Source organism: Flavobacterium amnicola, from assembly GCF_004122165.1.
Classification (GTDB): domain Bacteria; phylum Bacteroidota; class Bacteroidia; order Flavobacteriales; family Flavobacteriaceae; genus Flavobacterium; species Flavobacterium amnicola.
In genome coordinates, this window is the sequence record NZ_SBKO01000001.1 from 639,620 (window position 1) to 657,323 (window position 17,704).

The following is a 17,704-nucleotide window of genomic DNA, read 5'->3' on the forward strand; positions in this document are numbered from 1 at the left end:
AACTGAAAAACTATTCTAAAACCGAATAATCACCAATACTAATACTCTTGAACTCGCCATCAAACGTCGCGTGATTTCCAATCATAGCATTGTCTAAATTGGCGTTACGAATATGAGCATGCGTTTGGACCAAACTGTTTTTAATTTTTACATTGGTCACGTGCGTTGCTTTTCCTAAGGACACGTTAGGCCCTACTGTCGAATTAATCAAAATCACATCTTCTCCAATATAACACGGCGGAATAATAGTAGAATTTTCGATTCTAACATTGGCTGCCACTAAATTTTCTCCGTCCTTGTGCAGGAAATTCAGCATGCGTGAATTGGTATCCACGGTTACGTCTTTATTCCCACAATCCATCCACTCGTCTACTTGACCAGGCACAAATATCATGCCTTTCGCCATCATTTGTTTGATTCCGTCATTAATTTGATATTCACCTCCGTGAATGATGTTGTTATCAAGAACTGCTTGCAACTCATTTTTTAAAACGGCAACATCTTTAAAATAGTATATTCCGATAACCGCTAAATCGGAAACAAATTCCTTTGGTTTTTCAACTAGTTCAACAATTTCATTCTTTTCGTTCACATTGATGACCCCAAATGCTTCCGGTTGATCGACTTGTTTGACCCAAATCACACTATCGGCATTTTGATCCAAATCGAAATCGGCACGGATTAACGTATCGGCATAGGCAATTACTGCTGGACCCGATAACGAGTCTTTGGCGCACATAATGGCGTGGCCCGTCCCAAGGGCTTCGTTTTGATAATAAATGGTGCCTTTTGCTCCAATTTTTGTGGCGATGGCTAGTAAATCTTTTTCTACCGTAGCGCCAAAACTTTCGTGAATCACAAAAGCCACTTCCTCAATTGGTTGATTAAGTACTTTGGCAATGTCTTCTACCAATCGGTGTACGATAGGCTTTCCAGCCACAGGAATTAATGGTTTTGGAACGGTTAAGGTATGTGGACGAAGACGTGAGCCACGTCCTGCCATAGGAACTATTATTTTCATTTGTTATTTATATTTCTGAATTCGTTAATCACAATTGAATATTCAACTTGGAATTTTGAATGTTGAAGTTTAAAACTTTTAAATATCAACATAAATTTTTATTTATTTTTACTTCTTGATGTTTCTATACTTTTAACAAAAATTGAAATTAATTCATCATTTTCGTTTATCACAGTAGTCATATCAAGTGGTTGACCTAAATATAATTGTGCTCTAAAAATTATTTTTAGATTTGAATGAGTTTCTCTCAATTCTTTTAGTACAATTGACATTTTATGGATAAAATCATTTCTAGATTCTGCACTTTGTGCTTCACTATAATTTAAAGATGGTGCTGTTCCTGAACGAACCAATTGTCCTGATAAATGATTCCCTGCTTTTGAAGTTTTGATATTATCAGTAACACTAATTATTTGAACTGCAAAATCAATTAATCTTTCGTGTAAATCAAATTTTTTCATGGCTTATATGTAATATATGGTTTTGTCTTCTATATATTTCAAACTTCGTTAATCATAATTGAAAATTCAACATTTTTAAATTTCGAATATTCAACTTAGAATTTTGAATGTTGACGTTTTATAACTACTTCACCCCAGTACTTCCAAAACCACCTTCACCTCTGTCGGTGTCAGAAAGCTCTTCGGTGATTTGCCAATCGATGCGTTCGTGTTTGGCGATGACTAATTGTGCAATACGTTCGCCATCTTCGATATCGAAAAAGTCGTTGGATAAATTTACTAAAATTACCCCGATTTCGCCACGATAATCGGCATCAATTGTTCCGGGTGAATTCAGTACTGTGATTCCTTTTTTGAAAGCGAGTCCGCTTCTTGGACGCACTTGTGCTTCATAGCCGATTGGAAGTTCTATAAACAAACCTGTTTTTACCAATGTTCTTCCTAGTGGTGGAATCGTAATAGATTCTGCTAAGTTGGCACGTAAATCCATTCCAGCCGAATAGATGGTTTCGTAATGCGGCAACGGATGCTTGGAGGTATTGATGATTTTTACTTGCATTATTTTGATATTGTGGGAACGAAGTAACTTGATTTCTTTCCGGTTAATATAATTATTGTTTGTGTCAAAATGCCCTAGCCCCGATAGCAGTGGAAATCCTGTTATTGCGATAACGAATGTCAATTATTAGATTACTTCATTCTTCGCAATGACAGATTGCAGCGGATAGCGGGAATAGCTCCTCAAAAATATTAATTTCTTTTCAGAATCTTGAGAATTGTTTGCTTTTCGTTTCTAAAAATATAGTAGCCGAAAGCAACCAGTGCAAATATTCCGAAGATATAGCTTTTTCTGAGCATTGGAATGTAAAAAGATAAGGCAGAAAATAGGATCGCAATCGCAATGTATTTTCCAATTTTATCCATTTCGTAAGGGATAGGGTACTGTTTTTGCCCCATGTAATAGGAAATAGACATCATGCTACCGTAGGCCACAATCGTAGCAATAGCCGATCCGTAATAACTCATTATGGGCACTAACCAAAAGTTAAGTAGCAGCGTTAAGACGGCACCAATAATTGAAATGATGGCGCCAATATGGGTTTTATTGATGAGTTTGTACCAAACCGAAAGATTGGTGTAAATCCCTAAGAAAAAGTTCGCCAATACAATTAAGGGCACCACTTTTATGGCTTCCCAATAGCTTGGACTTGGGACTAATGGCCGTTTTAAAACATCGATAAAAACAATCACAAACAGCATGATAAACGAACCCGATATGACGAAGTATTTGGTAATGGTCGCATAGGTTTGCGTCGCATTTTCTTTATCGGCGTGACTAAAAAAGAAGGGTTCTATTCCGAGCGTATAGGCGGTTCGAAACAATACCATAAACATACCGAGTTTGTAACAGGCCGAATAGGCTCCGATTTCAGATTTTGGTACGTGTAACTTTTCTAATAAAATTTTATCGAAATGCTCGTTGATGGCAAAGCCAATTCCTGCAATTAAAATAGGCAAACCATAGGCAATCATTTTTTTCCAAAGCTCGCTATCAAACTGCCATTTCATTTTAAAATAATCGCCCGAAAGTACCACAAAAGTGAGCAAGCTTGCTGCTAAATTGGAAACGAAAATATAACCTACTTGAAAATTCTCGAAATAAATGGTTCGAAGTGGATTGTCCGGAGATAAGTTGGGTAACACCAGTAAAAAGAAAAGATTTAGGACTAAATTGACAGTCACGTTTCCAACTTTGATTATGGCGTATTGCATCGGTTTTTTCTCGGCGCGAAGTCTTGAAAATGGAATGATAACCAAAGCATCTAAGATCAAAATCCAGATGGTGTAGGTGATGTATTCGGTCTTAACATTGATGAATGTCGCAATGCTTTCTCGGAAAAATAAGGCTCCAACCAAAAACGCGAGGGAAGTCCAAAAAATAGATATAGTGGCAGTCGAAATGACTTTTAGTTTGTTCTCTTCCAAGTTGTAAAATCGGAAAAAAGCCGTTTCCATTCCGTAAGACAACACGACGTTAAAAAACACTAACCAAGCAAAAATAATGGAGACATCGGCAAATTCTACTTTTGGTAATGCGTGTACAAATAATGGGTTGAGTAAAAAACTAATCATTCGAGGCAATACCGTTGCCAAGCCATAGATTAGGGTTTGTTTGAAAAGACTTTTATATAAACTCAAAGGGATTCGTTTTACACAAAGGTATTAATTTTGTGGTCTTGCCGATGGATAGGCCAACATTTCTTTTTCTTTTAAGTTGGTGATTTTGAAATATTTTTTTTCGCCTTTTTGAGTATACTCTAAAATGGCTTCATCCTCCTTTATTGCAAATGGGGGCTGATTCGCCTTTGCTTTTGAAGGAACATCGGATTGCAATTCGTCTCCTTTGTCAAAATTAGCAGTGCCAACAAAACTAAAATTGTATTCACTTTCGCTTATTTTATTCGCTTTAGCCAATTGATTTCTAAAATACAATTGCTTCAATTCTATTTCTTGTGGAAGTGCTTTCTCAAAACCGATATAAACACTAGTCCCGGAACCTCCCCCACGAACTCCTGCAACCCATCTTTGATGATAGGCTTCGACAATAGCTACTGGAAATTTCTCCTGCATTTTGTTGGCGCAATTTTGCAGGGACAAAAAGGTTAGGAAAAATAGGAATAGTGTTTTCATGGCGACTGTTTTTATAAATATAACAACTTTTATGCCCAATTAGGAACTAACCAATTCTTTATTCAAAATCTTTAAAAAATGATAGCCTCTTGGGACATAGCCTTGGTTATAATAAAACTTGTGCGCCGTGAAATTTTCGACATAAGCATCTAACACGATCATCGAAACATTGTATTCTCGTGCTTTGGCGTCAATATAATCGGTCATGAGTTTGCCAATCCCTTGCTTACGATATTCAGGAGTTACTACAAAATTATCAATTTCCATGTAAGGACCCGACCACAGTTTGACTCCTTTCCAAAAACCAGTAATACCCGCCACTTTTTCGCCATCCAAGACAAGGAGTTGTTTGTAATTATGAGGAATCATTTGCTCTAAATAATTCGAATAGGTTGCTGCACTCATATTGGGATACAAATAATGAATGATCTCCAATTGTGCCAACATTTCTTCTAAGGTAGAAAGTTCTTTAAGTTGCATGGTTCAAATTTCAACTATAAAGATAAAAAAAAGAGCCTCAAAATTGAGACTCTTTTTTATTATAAATATTTTAAACTCTTATCGAATTATCCATTCAACGCTTCCGCACCACCAACAATTTCCAAAATCTCTCCAGTAATTGCCGCCTGACGTGCTTTGTTGTAGGTTAATTTTAATTGGTTTCTCAATTCTGTTGCGTTATCAGTTGCTTTGTGCATTGCAGTCATACGAGCGCCATGTTCTGAAGCAAAAGAATCACGAATAGCTTTGTACAATTGTGTTTTCAATGATTTTGGAATCAAAGTCATCACAATTTCTTCTTTTGAAGGTTCAAAGATATAATCGCCAGCAATAGCAGTACCTTTTGCAATTGGTGCTAATGGTAAAAACTGTTCCGCTTGTACGATTTGAGTTGCCGCATTTTTAAATTGGTTGTACACCAACTCCACACGATCATATTCTCCAGAAGTAAATTTTTCTGTAATTAATGACGCTACAGTTGCAACATTATCAAAAGTTAAAGCATCGAAAATAGCACTTTGGTTATCAATCACATTGTGTGTTTTCTTAAGAATGTCGTTTCCTTTTTTCCCAATGGCCAACACATCTACTTGAGCTCCTTTGTATTTTTCAGTAGTACTTTTAACTTCTTTGATCACGTTTGTATTAAAAGCACCACACAAACCTCTGTTAGAAGTAATGGCTACCACTAATACTTTTTTTACTTCTCTTTGAGTCGTGTAGCTTCCGCCCACTTCTCCTTCTAAAGTAGCTGAAAGATTTTGCAATAATTCAGTCAATTTTTCAGCGTATGGACGCATTGCTGTAATCGCATCTTGTGCTTTTTTAAGCTTTGCAGCCGAAACCATTTTCATCGCCGATGTGATTTGCATCGTGGATGAAACAGAAGTAATTCTATTACGGATTTCTTTTAAATTCGCCATTCAATTTGAAAATTATAAAATTTGAAAATTTGAAAAGGCCTTACACCTCTTCAAATTCTCAAATCTTCAAATTAATATTAATTATATTTTGCAGATACTTCTTTCGCTACTTTTTCGATCACATCAGTAATGTTGTCATCTAATTTTCCAGCTTTTAAAGCATCTAAAGTATCTCTATGTTTGTTGTTTAAGAACTCTAAGAAATCTTTCTCGAATTCTTTCACTTTGTTTACAGGAACGTTTCTTAATAAGTTTTTAGAACCTGCATAGATGATAGCAACTTGATCTTCAACAGTAAACGGAGAGTTTAAACCTTGTTTTAAGATTTCCACGTTACGTTTTCCTTTTTCAATTACGTTTAAAGTAACCGCATCTAAGTCAGAACCAAATTTCGCGAACGCTTCTAATTCACGGAATTGCGCTTGGTCTAATTTTAAAGTACCCGCTACTTTTTTCATTGATTTAATTTGTGCATTACCTCCAACACGAGATACCGAAATACCTACGTTGATCGCTGGACGAACCCCTGAGTTGAATAAATCAGACTCTAAGAAAATCTGTCCGTCAGTAATCGAAATTACGTTGGTTGGGATATAAGCAGAAACGTCACCCGCTTGAGTTTCGATAATTGGTAACGCTGTTAATGAACCACCACCTTTTACGATTGGACGTAAAGATTCTGGTAAATCGTTCATGTTTTTAGCGATATCGTCATCAGCAATTACTTTTGCTGCTCTTTCTAATAAACGAGAGTGTAAGTAGAAAACGTCTCCAGGGTAAGCCTCACGTCCTGGTGGTCTTCTTAATAAAAGAGAAACCTCACGGTAAGCTACCGCTTGTTTCGATAAATCATCATACACGATTAATGCAGGACGACCTGTATCACGGAAATATTCTCCGATAGCTGCACCAGCGAATGGCGCATATACTTGCATTGGAGCAGGGTCAGAAGCATTAGCAGCAACGATAACGGTATACGCCATGGCTCCTTTTTCTTCTAATGTTTTTGCGATAGCAGCTACTGTAGACGCTTTTTGTCCGATAGCAACATATATACAGAATACTGGTTTACCAGCATCATAAAATTCTTTTTGATTAAGGATAGTATCCAAACAAACAGTTGATTTACCTGTTTGACGGTCACCAATTACCAACTCACGTTGTCCACGACCTACTGGAATCATTGCATCTACTGCTTTGATACCTGTTTGTAATGGTTCAGTTACCGGTTGACGGAAAATTACTCCAGGAGCTTTTCTTTCTAATGGCATTTCGTATAAGTCACCACCGATAGGTCCTTTTCCATCAATTGGAAAACCTAAAGTGTTTACTACACGTCCAACCATTTGTTCTCCAACTTTAAGAGACGCAATACGTTGTGTTCTTTTTGCAGTAGATCCTTCTTTAAGACCTGTAGATGGACCTAAAAGTACCACACCCACATTGTCTTCTTCAAGATTCAATACGATACCTTCCATACCGTTATCGAATTCTACTAACTCACCGTATTGAACATTTGAAAGCCCGTACACACGAGCAATACCATCTCCTACTTGAAGTACAGTTCCTACTTCTTCTAGCGTAGCACCAGATTCAAAACCTGATAATTGCTTTTTTAATATTGCTGAAATCTCAGCAGGTTTAATATCCGCCATAATTATATAAATAATTAATTACTTAATTCTCTTTTTAAAACTTGTAATCTGTTTGCAACCGAAGCATTGTATTGCTGATCGCCTATTCTTAAAATAAATCCTCCAATAATTGTTGGATCTACGATATTGTTAATGGTAATTTTCTTGTTTGAAAACGTCGCGATTTTTTCCATTACTTTTTTCTCCAATTCTGGAGTAATAGCAACTGCAGTAGTTACTTTAGCTACTTGAACGCCGTTAGCTTCATCAAACAATTTGTTGTATTCAACCGCAATAGCATTTAACAATTCAAATCTTTTGTTTTCGAATAACAACTGAAATAAACCTTTAGTTACCTTATTTGCAGAAGCAAAAACCTCTAATAACGCACTATTTTTTACTTCATTTTTAAGGGTTGGATTGGCAATAAAAGCTTCCAACTCTTTGTTTTCTTTAATTGTATTGGCAATTAAAGTCATGTCTTGACTTACCTCATTCGCTGCGCTTGATGTGGTAGCCATGTCTAAAATTGCTTTCGCATAGCGAATTGCTGCTCTTGTACTTGACATGCTTTATTAGTTTAATTTTACGTCACCTAACATTTTCTCAACTAATTTCATTTGAGCTTCTTTGTTAGATAATTCGTCTTTTAATAATTTTTCTGCAATTTCTAATGAAAGAGAAGATACTTGTGATTTCAATTCGGCCATAGCAGCATTTTTTTCGCTTTCGATAGAAGCTTTCGCTTGCTCGATCATTCTTGCTCCTTGAACGTTTGCTTCTTCTTTAGCATCAGCAATCATTTTTTCTTTGATTTCACGAGCATCTTTTAATAAAGCATCACGTTCCATACGCGCCTCTTGTAAAATACGCTCATTGCTAGCTTGTAAATTTTCCATTTCTTTCTTTGCGTTTTCAGCAGAAAGTAAGGCATTTTTAATTCCTTCTTCTCTAGTATTAACTGCATCAAGAATAGGTTTCCAAGCGAATTTTTTAAGTAAGAAAATTAATCCTACAAAAATAACAACTTGCCAAATGAACAAACCAAACGAAAAATCATTGATTAACTTTTCCATAGTATATAAATTCTGTTTTTTTTAATAATTTAATAAAACGATAGTTACAACCAACCGTTGCAACTATCGCTTTGTTTTTTAATTAAGCTGCGAATAACGCTGCGAAACCAATACCTTCAATAAGAGCTGCTGCGATAAGCATAGCTGTTTGAATTTTTCCTGAAGCTTCTGGTTGACGAGCGATAGCGTCCATTGCTGAACCACCAATTCTACCAATACCTAAACCAGCACCGATAACGATCAAACCAGCTCCTACGAAATTTAAACCTGTCATAATATGTATATTAAAAATTAAACATTCATTTTTAACTTCAAAATTAGAATTATAAAGTTAGACATTTCTGAACTCTGAATTCTACATTCTGAATTTTAGTGATGATCATCGTGATGATGCTCTTCATTAGCCGCTCCAAAATAAAGCGCTGATAACATTGTGAAAATATACGCCTGTAAAAAGGCAACTAATATTTCTAATAAAGATAAGGCAAAAGCCAATCCGAAAGATAATGAACTCCCTATCCAGCTTTTGAAAGCAAACATTAACGCAATGATACTCATTAATACTACGTGACCTGCTAAAATATTAGCATAAAGACGTATCATTAACGAAAACGGTTTAATGATGGTTCCTAATAATTCGATTGGTGCTAAAATAATTTTCATTGGTGTTGGTACACCTGGCATCCAGAAAATGTGACCCCAATAATTTTTATTCGCTGTAAATGTTGTGATTAAATAGGTCAATAAAGCTAATGATGCAGTAATGGCAATATTTCCTGTAACATTAAATCCAAGAGGCGTTAATCCTAATAAATTTAAAAACAATACGAAGAAGAAAATAGTCAACAAATAACTCATGTATTTTTTGTGTTTTTTCTCTCCAATATTTGGAATGGCGATTTCATCACGAACAAACAATACTAACGGTTCAAAAATTCTTCCTACCCCTTTAGAGATTCCTCCATTTTTAGCGAAAGATTTAGCCAAGCTTGAAAAGATGAAAAACATTAATAAGGCAACACCTAAAATTCCTATTACACTTTTAGTAATTGATAAGTCAAGTGGTTTAACATTAGTTGGGTGACCATGCTCTTCATTTAATTTTCCAGAAGCATCCGTTTTGTAAATTTTTTCGTGGTGTAACACATAAAAATTACCATTGTGTTCTGCTACTTTTTCACCGTAGTGAAATTTCTCTGAAGAAAAAATTTGCAAACCATTATCCCATAAAATCACTGGTAAATGAAAACCATAATGTTCTCCCGTTTCTTTGTTCGCATTGAACACAAAATCGTGAGAATCTAGTAGGTGGTGATTGATGAATTCTTTTCTTTGTTGTTTCTCTTTTTCTTCTGGAGTTAAATTAGCTTCTGCTTCATGTCCAGCCTCTGCGTGAGTTGCTTCGGTAGTGTGTGCTGTTCTTTTTAAAGAATCAGAAACAGCATGTGTTGCTTCAGTGTGCACTTTTGTAGAGTCCACAACTGGGTTTGCAAAACTAATCAGAGAAAAACAAGCAATAATTGCTACAAATATAAATCTAAGTGGTGTTCTTGAAATTACCATATATAAAAACTATATTCTACGTTTGTAAATTTGGTGCAAAGGTACATTTTTTATTAATATTCAAAACGATTAAAATATTTTTTTTAAAATCTATTCTTTTCAATACAAATTGCCCTTGAAAAAAAGGGGTTTACCTATTGATTATAGAGTAAAATCTATTAAAAAATTAGCGCGAACAGTGTATTTAGTCGGTAAATTCATACATTTGGTCGACAAAATGCTTGAAAGATTGTTAATAATTTTTTTTTACTTACTTTAGTGAGCACTCGAAACCCAATGTTTATGAGGAAAATTCTACTTATACTTCTATTTTTTTCTACATTTTCATTTTCACAATGTTGGAATACTGTTTCACCTGGAGGGGCTCATACTATAGCCATTCGTGATGGGGGAGCTATTTTTACTTGGGGAAGAAACAATCAAGGTCAATTAGGCTTAGGGACAACAGGAGGAACACAAAACACACCGCAACAAGTGGGCTCTGATTTTAATTGGCAAACTATTTCTGCTGGAAATTCACACAATCTAGTAATAAAAACAACTGGAACACTTTGGGCTTGGGGGAATAATGCGGATGGTCAAATTGGTGTTGGATCAAATGCTGCGAGGTTTAACATTCCACAACAAATAGGGACAGATACCAACTGGAGTAAAATTTCAGCTGGCGATGAATACTGTGTTGCCATTAAAACAGATGGAACGTTATGGACATGGGGAGACAATACCTATGGGCAACTTGGAGATAACTCAACTGCCGATAAAAATGCTCCGGTGCAAATCGGAACGGCAACAGATTGGATTCAAATTTCCGCAGGAACGGATCACACCTTAGCTTTAAAATCGAATGGAACCTTATGGGCTTGGGGAAGAAACAATGTTGGACAATTTGGTACTGCATCACCAACCTCTTCTTTGGTCCCAATACAAATAGGCACGGATACCAATTGGAGTAAAATATTTGCAGCTAGAGAACACAGTATTGCCATAAAAACCGACACTACATATTGGGTCTGGGGAGGAAACACTAATGGTCAGTTTGGAAACACCACCACTACTTCAAGTGCAACACCAACGGCAATCACTAGTTTTAATAATCCTCTTCAAATTAGCAAAGGGCATCAACATTCAATAATAATAAAACAAGATGGTACTTTATGGTCGACTGGCGGTAATGCCTCCGGCCAATTAGGGAATGGAAATAACACCCAACAAACGACTCCGGTACAGGAAAATACTTTGGCAACCAATTGGTCGTTTGTCTCTTCTAAAGTGAGTCATACCGCTGCTTTAAAAAGCGATGGCACTTTATATACTTGGGGGGCCAATTTATACGGACAATTAGGCGATGGAACTGGTTCCGCTAAAAATACGCCAACGATCATAACGTGTCCAATGTTGACTGTGGAAGAAAATTTTGTCGCTGAAAAAATTACTATTTACCCTAATCCAACCAATGGATTTATAAATATCCCATCAGAATTTGGAATTCATAAAATTGTAATTTATGATCTCTCGGGAAAAATACTAGTAGAAAAGGAATTGTATTCAGAAGCCGTAGATGTTCAAAATCTTACTTCAGGAATGTATCTAATCAAACTTTTTGGAGGGAACAAAAACTATCAAACTAAGTTTATCAAAATTTAGTGTTGTTTAATCGTTTACCTGTGATATAGGTTTCCAAGAAAAGGAACAAAACAAACAATCCGAAGAAATTCCATTTTTCAACTGGATTGCCTCCTGGTATAATGTACGCTTTTCCGATTATCGAAATTACTATTACTTTAATTGTAGTAATTAGTAAAAATGTCATCCCCACTACATCTTTGCTTTTTTGGAACACCACATTTAGAATTGTCATGATAACTACCGAAAAAAATAGCATCATTAAATAGGTGTATTCTAAGGATAGTCGGAAGTTAGTGGTGTCTATTCCTAGAGTAACAAATGCCGTCTTTTGAATGACATACAACAGCACTCCAATAAAAAAGATTTGAAATGAAGATTTGTAATGTTCTAAAACCATTATGAATTTTTTCCTATTTCATTTACTTGTCGGTACACATTATACAAGGCAATGAAAACACCTACAATCGTTAGCAATTTATAATAGTATACTTTTGGACTAGTATAATTGGCATCCAACCATTCTCCCAATTTGAAAAACAAAAAAATAATGAATCCCATTTGGATAGGGATGTTAATAAGGGCCAGCCACTTATTGTATTTTCCTTTTTCAGAGGAATTATTCTGCATGTGGAGGCAAGGCTTGATTAGCAATGGTTTTCATCGAACACGTGGCTGTAAATTTGGCTCCCGGTTCTACCGAAAGTTTACCACAGGTCACGTCTCCCACTATAGTAGCTGTCGCTTTTACGTTTAATACGTCTTCCACCGTTATTTTGCCTTCCGTTTTTCCTTCTACATCGATATTTTTGACATTGATGTCTCCAATAACACTACCACCAGGGCCAATTACTAATTTTCCTTTTGAAGTAAAATTTCCAACTAGATGACCGTCTAATCTAAAATCGGCAACCGATTCTATGTCCCCTTTTATTTTGGTTCCTTCCACAATACGATTGGTTTTTCCTAGTAGGTCGGTATACGATTTTGAGCTTTTTTCAAACATAATTTATATTTTAAGTGCTATAAATTCATTGTAATTTTTCTTGACTTGAATCACCGAATAATTTTCAGATGAAATTACCGTTGCCGGTGTTTTAATTTTGTAGTCTTTGGCTTCTTGTAATAATTCGATTAAATACTGTGAAAATTCTTTGGATGAAATCCCATGAACCACCACAAAACTTTCGGTTTCATTATACACATCATAAGATACTGAAAATTTATCGTATTGTTTTTCTACAATATATTTTTGAATCTTATCCATCAAGTCTTTGGTTGCAACATCATCTCTTTTGCCGGCTTTATAGAGTACTTTCCACTTTACCGAAGTTGTATCGGATGTAATGGCCATTTGCTCCAATCGCGGAATACTTACTCTTAAAATATCGTCGGCTTGTCGCGCTTCTGGTGTATCAGGATAGGTTAACGCAACATAATTTATGGCTTTTTTATATTCTTCTAATCCTTTTAATTTTCCGGTGACAGATGCTTTTAATAATTCAAATTTCGGAATTAAATCATCTCCAGAAAATTGAGAAAGACATTTTTCAATGGTTTCCAAAGCCGTTACATATTCTTGATTTTCGAATTGTTTGTAAGTTGTTTTATAAATTTCAGAAGGCGTTTGAACCAAATTGTTCTCTTCCGAAATCGCGCCACTTAAAATTTGCGCATATCGGGTATTTGGATAATTGGAAATAATATCAGCTTTGTAAACTTCTGCTTTGGAAGGATTTATTGCTTGATAAATTTTATACAAATTATATTTCGCTGGCAATATTAATCGCTCTTCCGGTTTGTTCAATAGCAACGTCTCTAATCGATCGGCTGCTAATTGGTTTTCAAAAAATTTCTCTTTGTAAATCACCCCTAATTGATAGTACGCTAAATTGCGCTCTTTTGCCATACTGTCTAACACTACTTGATTGGTTGGGAGTTGATTGAGATAGTAATTAGTAGTGTATTTTTCTGATACGATTGAAGAAGTATCTGCTGGTTTTTTATCAACTGGATCAGAATCATTTGTTTTAATCTCCTCTGATTGTGAAACCCAACGCCAATTGTTTTTTAACGTACGTTTTCCCCATTTTTTTGCGAATTCTACTTTACCATAAGCAACAGTGGTAGGCGTATAAAAATAAAAGGAGTTTTTATCGTTACCAAAAGCCGGTGGTAGCATGATATTTCCACTACCAGGAGTTGGTGTTTTTTTAGGATCGAAAACAATGTCTTGTATGTTATTGTTTTTATTGGCTTCTGCTTCTTTTTTCTTTTTTTCTAATGCCTCTTGGATGGAATCACGAACTTTTAATTTTTTAATATGATCCTCATAAAAACTAATACGATCGCTATTGGATAATGACATCACATTTAAAACACTATCATTTTTTCTGGCGATTCCTTCATATTTAATTACATCATCCAGGTTTTTACGTTTTTTTTCAATAAGAAAATATTCACGATTCTTTTTTGAGAACTTCGTTAACGTACTATCATAGTATTTTCCAGCTTCGACATACTTGCCTTTATCGAAATGAATGGCTGCTAAATTTCTAAAATTAGATGCCATCAGATAAGAATCTGTAGAACCCGCTTTTAATGATTTATTATAATGTTTAACCGCTTTGTCTTTTTGTTTTAGTTTGTCATAAAAAAGTCCTACTTGATGATTCAATGCGTCTAGATAAGGACGGTTTTCTCTGTCCTCCAACAGTTTTGTATACTTTTCTACAAAAGCCAGAGTATCTTTGGTAACATCAATCAATCCAGCTTGCTTAGCATGTGCTTGTACTACATACATTCGTGGTGATTTACGTTTCATATCGATCACTTCTTGAAACGAATTATATGCACTGTCATTGTATTTTAAAGATTGGTACAATTGCCCTAAAACAAAACGATACCTAGCTCTTTCCTCTTTAGATCTTGTGGTGGCTATTGCTTTTTTTAGTGGGGCAATGGCGCTGTCTTTTTCTTCTAAATTGATTAATGCTTGTGCTAAAATAGCGTTAGCATCGGCTTCAACTTGTGGTTTTAGTTCCTTTTTCTTTAATAATAATTGTAAGTTTTTTACCGCCAAAGCATCGTTTTCCAAACGAATATTGGTTTTTTCGCGCCATACTTTGGCTTCGTATATTTTATCAGAATTCGAATATTTATAAAGAATATAATTAAACGCTTCCAAAGCAGGAATGTAACGTTTGTCATAATAACGTGCTTTTCCCAACAACAAATGGGCCTCATCCATTTGCATGTTTTTCTCCTTCCCTTCAATATTCATTGAATGCTTTTGAATGGCTTTTACTGCTTTGGTTTCGGCTCTTTCAAAATTGGCGTTTTTCCCTTTTTGACCTGGTAAAAAAGCCTCTTCCTCAATTTGCATTCGTTCTACTGGAAGCAATTCCCAAAAATTATCACTGTATTCGCCTTTGATTTCAATAATTCCTTTATCAAGCGCCACATCACCATTGTAAAGTGTGTTGTACTTTGAATTTAAGGCGTGCCAATTTCTACCAACAAATGAGTTCTTTTTTGTGGAACAGGCTACAATTAGTAATAATGAAGAAAGAAATAAGATATATCTTAATGTGCTAATTTTCAACATAAAAAAGTTTTAAACCATAACTTTGAAAAGTACTTTTTAGTATTAATCCATGTAAAAGTACATTTCTTTTTGAAATTCTTACAAAATAAGTCTATTAAAACGTAAAAATAAGTCGGTTTAGTTTGTTAATTTTGCTAAAACTTTATACATATGTCTACATTTTATAAACTCACAATAAAAGAAGTTAAAAGAGAAACTCCTCAAACTATTTCAGTTGTATTTAATGTCCCACTTGAATTTCAAGATTTTTACCAATTCATTGCAGGGCAGTATGTGAATTTAAAATTAACATTGGACGGAAAAGAAATTCGTCGTGCGTATTCCATTTGTGCTTCGCCAACCGCTGGTGAATTGCGAATTGCGATTAAAGCCATCAAAAATGGTACGTTTTCTAAATTTGCCAACGAACAATTAAAAGAAGGAAGTGTTCTGGAAGTTGGCACTCCTGAAGGGCGTTTTACTTTTGAACCTCATCCCGAAAAACAACGTAATTATATGGCCTTTGTAGCAGGTAGTGGAATAACCCCTGTTATGTCTATTTTACAAAGTGTGTTGCAACAAGAACCTAAAAGTTCCTTTGTGTTGGTTTATGGAAATAAATCACCTGAAGACACTATTTTTTACAACCAATTAAACGAATTACAAAAACAATTTTTAGGCAGGCTTTCGGTACATTATGCTTTTAGCCAAAAAAATATTGATGGACAACTGTTTGGAAGAATTGATAAATCGGTGGTAAATTTTGTCCACAACAAACATGTTGGTCAAGAATTTTCAAAATATTATTTATGTGGCCCCGAAGAAATGATAAATTTGGTGAATGCCACATTAAAAGAAAAAAATGTAGCTGAAAAAGATGTCAAATTCGAATTGTTTTCAGCCAGTCCTTCGGTAGAAAAAACTTCTGAAACAGGAACAGTGGAGCATACAACCATTACCGTTTTGGTGGATGGTGACGAAGAAACTTTCGAAATGTCAAGCAAACAAACCTTGCTTGAAGCGGCTTTAAAACAAGGATTAGATGCGCCTTATTCATGCCAAGGAGGTGTATGTAGCAGTTGTATTGCCAAAGTGACTTCAGGTAGTGCTGTAATGAAGAAAAACACTATTTTAACGGATAAAGAAATAGCCAGTGGCTTAATTTTAACCTGCCAGGCACATCCTACTTCTGCTGAAATTACAGTAGATTATGACGATGTATAATTAATCAAATCGAAATCTAAACTAGAGTTTAGAAAAAAATCAAAACCGATGGAATATGGTATTTCATCGGTTTTTTTATACTTTTTGTCGGTAATTTAATAATAAATTAACGGATTCTTTTCCTTTTTAATACATTTCGCCTCGAAATATCACCCAAAACAAAACCAATGAGGAAAAGAACTATTTTTATTCCCGTATTAGTGTGCTTGTTGTACATTAATGCGTTTGCTCAAGTAGGGATAGGAACGACTACTCCGAACACTAGTGCACAATTAGAAATCTCATCAACAATTGGAGGTTTATTAGTCCCTCGAATGACACAGGCGCAACGAACTGCCGTTACAACACCAGCCACAGGACTTCTTGTTTATCAAACCGACGCAACATCAGGTTTTTGGTATTATAATGGTACTTCTTGGTCAACATTTACTTCTTCGGGATGGAGCGTAACAGGTGATGCGGGCACGAATCCTGCTACCAATTTTTTAGGAACTTCAGATAGCCAAGATTTAGTAATAGCTACAACTAATACCGAAAGAATTAGAGTAAAGACGAATGGAAATGTTGGTATCAATCAAAACAATCCTTCTACTAAACTTCATATTACCGGCACCGCACCTGTTTTTAGATTTGTTGACGGAAATCAAGCTGCTAATAGAGTATTGACTTCCGATGCTAATGGTAATGTCTATTGGGGCTCCAATAGCGCTTTAGCACAACCAGATGCCGATTGGTTGTTTTCATCGGGTAACACGTTTGCCGATCCCGTTTATCATGCTGGAAAAGTCGTAATTGGGAGAACAGGAACCACAACACATCATTTAGATATCGATAATGGAGCCAACACTGGAACTACTTTTGGAATCGGAAATGTGGAAGTAATCACCGATGGAAATAACGAAACCATTTTTAGCCATCGATTAACACCTAGTTCAGATAATCTGGATTCTTTTGGAACCTCTACGTTACGTTGGAATACAATTTATGCCGTAAATGGCACTATACAAACCTCTGATGGGAGACAAAAAACAAAGGTGTCTCCGATTTCTTATGGATTAAAAGAAGTTATGGCCCTTGAACCCGTTTCCTATTTTTGGAAAGAAGAAAAATGCAATCAAATTGCTATTCCAGAAAATGAAAAACAATTAAAACTTGGATTGATTGCTCAAGATGTCGCAAAAATAATTCCAGAAGCCGTGTATACTTATGGTTACAAACCAAAAAGTGAAAAAGAAATTGATGATTATGTACGATTTGATTTTGAAAGAATTGGGATTAATTACGAAGAACTAATTCCGGTTTTAGTAAAAGCGAAGCAAGAACAAGATGTAGAAATCTCCAGATTAAAATCTGAAACAGAAGCGCTTGCCAATAGAATCAAACAATTATTGAAATCGTAAT

General features: G+C 35.4%; 19 protein-coding genes. 3 read left to right on the top strand and 16 right to left on the bottom strand.

What is annotated here, in order from left to right; genetic code table 11:
• Positions 1–10 precede the first annotated feature (10 nt).
• From EQG63_RS02915 to atpB, 12 genes are all read right to left on the bottom strand, one after another.
• Positions 11–1,021 carry a sugar phosphate nucleotidyltransferase gene (locus EQG63_RS02915; protein ID WP_129434227.1) on the bottom strand — a complete coding sequence of 337 codons (1,011 nt, stop codon included), beginning with the start codon at positions 1,019–1,021 and terminating at the stop codon, positions 11–13.
• A 98-nt stretch (positions 1,022–1,119) separates the two neighbouring features.
• The gene (locus tag EQG63_RS02920) at positions 1,120–1,482 is read right to left on the bottom strand and encodes a four helix bundle protein (protein WP_129434229.1); all 363 of its coding nucleotides are present in this window, start codon (positions 1,480–1,482) and stop codon (positions 1,120–1,122) included.
• A gap of 124 nt (positions 1,483–1,606) precedes the next feature.
• Positions 1,607–2,041 (bottom strand): dUTP diphosphatase, encoded by a 435-nt coding sequence (gene dut / locus EQG63_RS02925; RefSeq protein WP_129434231.1) that lies wholly within the window; start codon positions 2,039–2,041, stop codon positions 1,607–1,609.
• Between the two features lie 191 nt (positions 2,042–2,232).
• Positions 2,233–3,681, bottom strand: coding sequence for a lipopolysaccharide biosynthesis protein (locus EQG63_RS02930; RefSeq protein ID WP_129434233.1), 1,449 nt, complete (start codon positions 3,679–3,681; stop codon positions 2,233–2,235).
• Between the two features lie 24 nt (positions 3,682–3,705).
• Positions 3,706–4,173 carry a hypothetical protein gene (locus tag EQG63_RS02935; protein WP_129434235.1) on the bottom strand — a complete coding sequence of 156 codons (468 nt, stop codon included), beginning with the start codon at positions 4,171–4,173 and terminating at the stop codon, positions 3,706–3,708.
• Between the two features lie 39 nt (positions 4,174–4,212).
• A complete protein-coding gene (locus EQG63_RS02940) occupies positions 4,213–4,653 on the bottom strand; it encodes a GNAT family N-acetyltransferase (RefSeq protein ID WP_129434236.1) in 441 nt (146 codons plus the stop codon).
• Between the two features lie 86 nt (positions 4,654–4,739).
• Positions 4,740–5,597 carry an ATP synthase F1 subunit gamma gene (atpG, locus tag EQG63_RS02945; protein ID WP_129434238.1) on the bottom strand — a complete coding sequence of 286 codons (858 nt, stop codon included), beginning with the start codon at positions 5,595–5,597 and terminating at the stop codon, positions 4,740–4,742.
• Between the two features lie 77 nt (positions 5,598–5,674).
• On the bottom strand, positions 5,675–7,252 hold the full coding sequence (gene atpA / locus EQG63_RS02950; protein WP_129434240.1) for a F0F1 ATP synthase subunit alpha: 1,578 nt from the start codon (positions 7,250–7,252) through the stop codon (positions 5,675–5,677).
• A 14-nt stretch (positions 7,253–7,266) separates the two neighbouring features.
• Entirely contained in the window at positions 7,267–7,800 is a 534-nt protein-coding gene (gene atpH / locus EQG63_RS02955; protein ID WP_129434242.1) for an ATP synthase F1 subunit delta, read from the bottom strand.
• Between the two features lie 6 nt (positions 7,801–7,806).
• A complete protein-coding gene (locus EQG63_RS02960; protein WP_129434244.1) occupies positions 7,807–8,307 on the bottom strand; it encodes a F0F1 ATP synthase subunit B in 501 nt (166 codons plus the stop codon).
• Positions 8,308–8,389: 82 nt separating this feature from the next.
• A complete protein-coding gene (gene atpE, locus EQG63_RS02965; RefSeq protein WP_089380496.1) occupies positions 8,390–8,581 on the bottom strand; it encodes an ATP synthase F0 subunit C in 192 nt (63 codons plus the stop codon).
• Between the two features lie 95 nt (positions 8,582–8,676).
• Positions 8,677–9,870 carry a F0F1 ATP synthase subunit A gene (atpB, locus tag EQG63_RS02970; RefSeq protein ID WP_129434246.1) on the bottom strand — a complete coding sequence of 398 codons (1,194 nt, stop codon included), beginning with the start codon at positions 9,868–9,870 and terminating at the stop codon, positions 8,677–8,679.
• Positions 9,871–10,152: 282 nt separating this feature from the next.
• Between atpB and EQG63_RS02975 the strand changes: the two genes are divergently transcribed.
• On the top strand, positions 10,153–11,514 hold the full coding sequence (locus EQG63_RS02975) for an RCC1 domain-containing protein (RefSeq protein WP_129434248.1): 1,362 nt from the start codon (positions 10,153–10,155) through the stop codon (positions 11,512–11,514).
• Here the strand turns inward: EQG63_RS02975 and EQG63_RS02980 are convergent.
• The 4 genes from EQG63_RS02980 to porW are packed head-to-tail and all read right to left on the bottom strand — an operon-like array spanning position 11,504 to position 15,100.
• Positions 11,504–11,893, bottom strand: a complete 390-nt coding sequence (locus tag EQG63_RS02980) for a hypothetical protein (RefSeq protein WP_129434250.1) — start codon at positions 11,891–11,893, stop codon at positions 11,504–11,506. The two genes, EQG63_RS02975 and EQG63_RS02980, sit on opposite strands and share 11 nt — an antisense overlap.
• Positions 11,893–12,123: an AtpZ/AtpI family protein gene (locus EQG63_RS02985; RefSeq protein WP_129434252.1), complete on the bottom strand. Its 231-nt coding sequence runs from the start codon at positions 12,121–12,123 to the stop codon at positions 11,893–11,895. The genes EQG63_RS02980 and EQG63_RS02985 overlap by 1 nt, the downstream gene beginning before the upstream one ends.
• On the bottom strand, positions 12,113–12,499 hold the full coding sequence (locus tag EQG63_RS02990) for a bactofilin family protein (protein WP_129434254.1): 387 nt from the start codon (positions 12,497–12,499) through the stop codon (positions 12,113–12,115). Before EQG63_RS02990 ends, EQG63_RS02985 begins: the two co-directional genes overlap by 11 nt.
• Positions 12,500–12,502: 3 nt before the next feature.
• A complete protein-coding gene (gene porW, locus EQG63_RS02995) occupies positions 12,503–15,100 on the bottom strand; it encodes a type IX secretion system periplasmic lipoprotein PorW/SprE (protein WP_235827802.1) in 2,598 nt (865 codons plus the stop codon).
• A gap of 150 nt (positions 15,101–15,250) precedes the next feature.
• Here porW and EQG63_RS03000 point away from each other — a divergent pair, with 150 nt between their 5' ends.
• Both EQG63_RS03000 and EQG63_RS03005 read left to right on the top strand, forming a co-directional pair.
• The gene (locus EQG63_RS03000; RefSeq protein ID WP_129434256.1) at positions 15,251–16,303 is read left to right on the top strand and encodes a 2Fe-2S iron-sulfur cluster-binding protein; all 1,053 of its coding nucleotides are present in this window, start codon (positions 15,251–15,253) and stop codon (positions 16,301–16,303) included.
• A gap of 167 nt (positions 16,304–16,470) precedes the next feature.
• Positions 16,471–17,703, top strand: a complete 1,233-nt coding sequence (locus tag EQG63_RS03005; RefSeq protein WP_129434258.1) for a tail fiber domain-containing protein — start codon at positions 16,471–16,473, stop codon at positions 17,701–17,703.
• Position 17,704 lies beyond the last annotated feature (1 nt).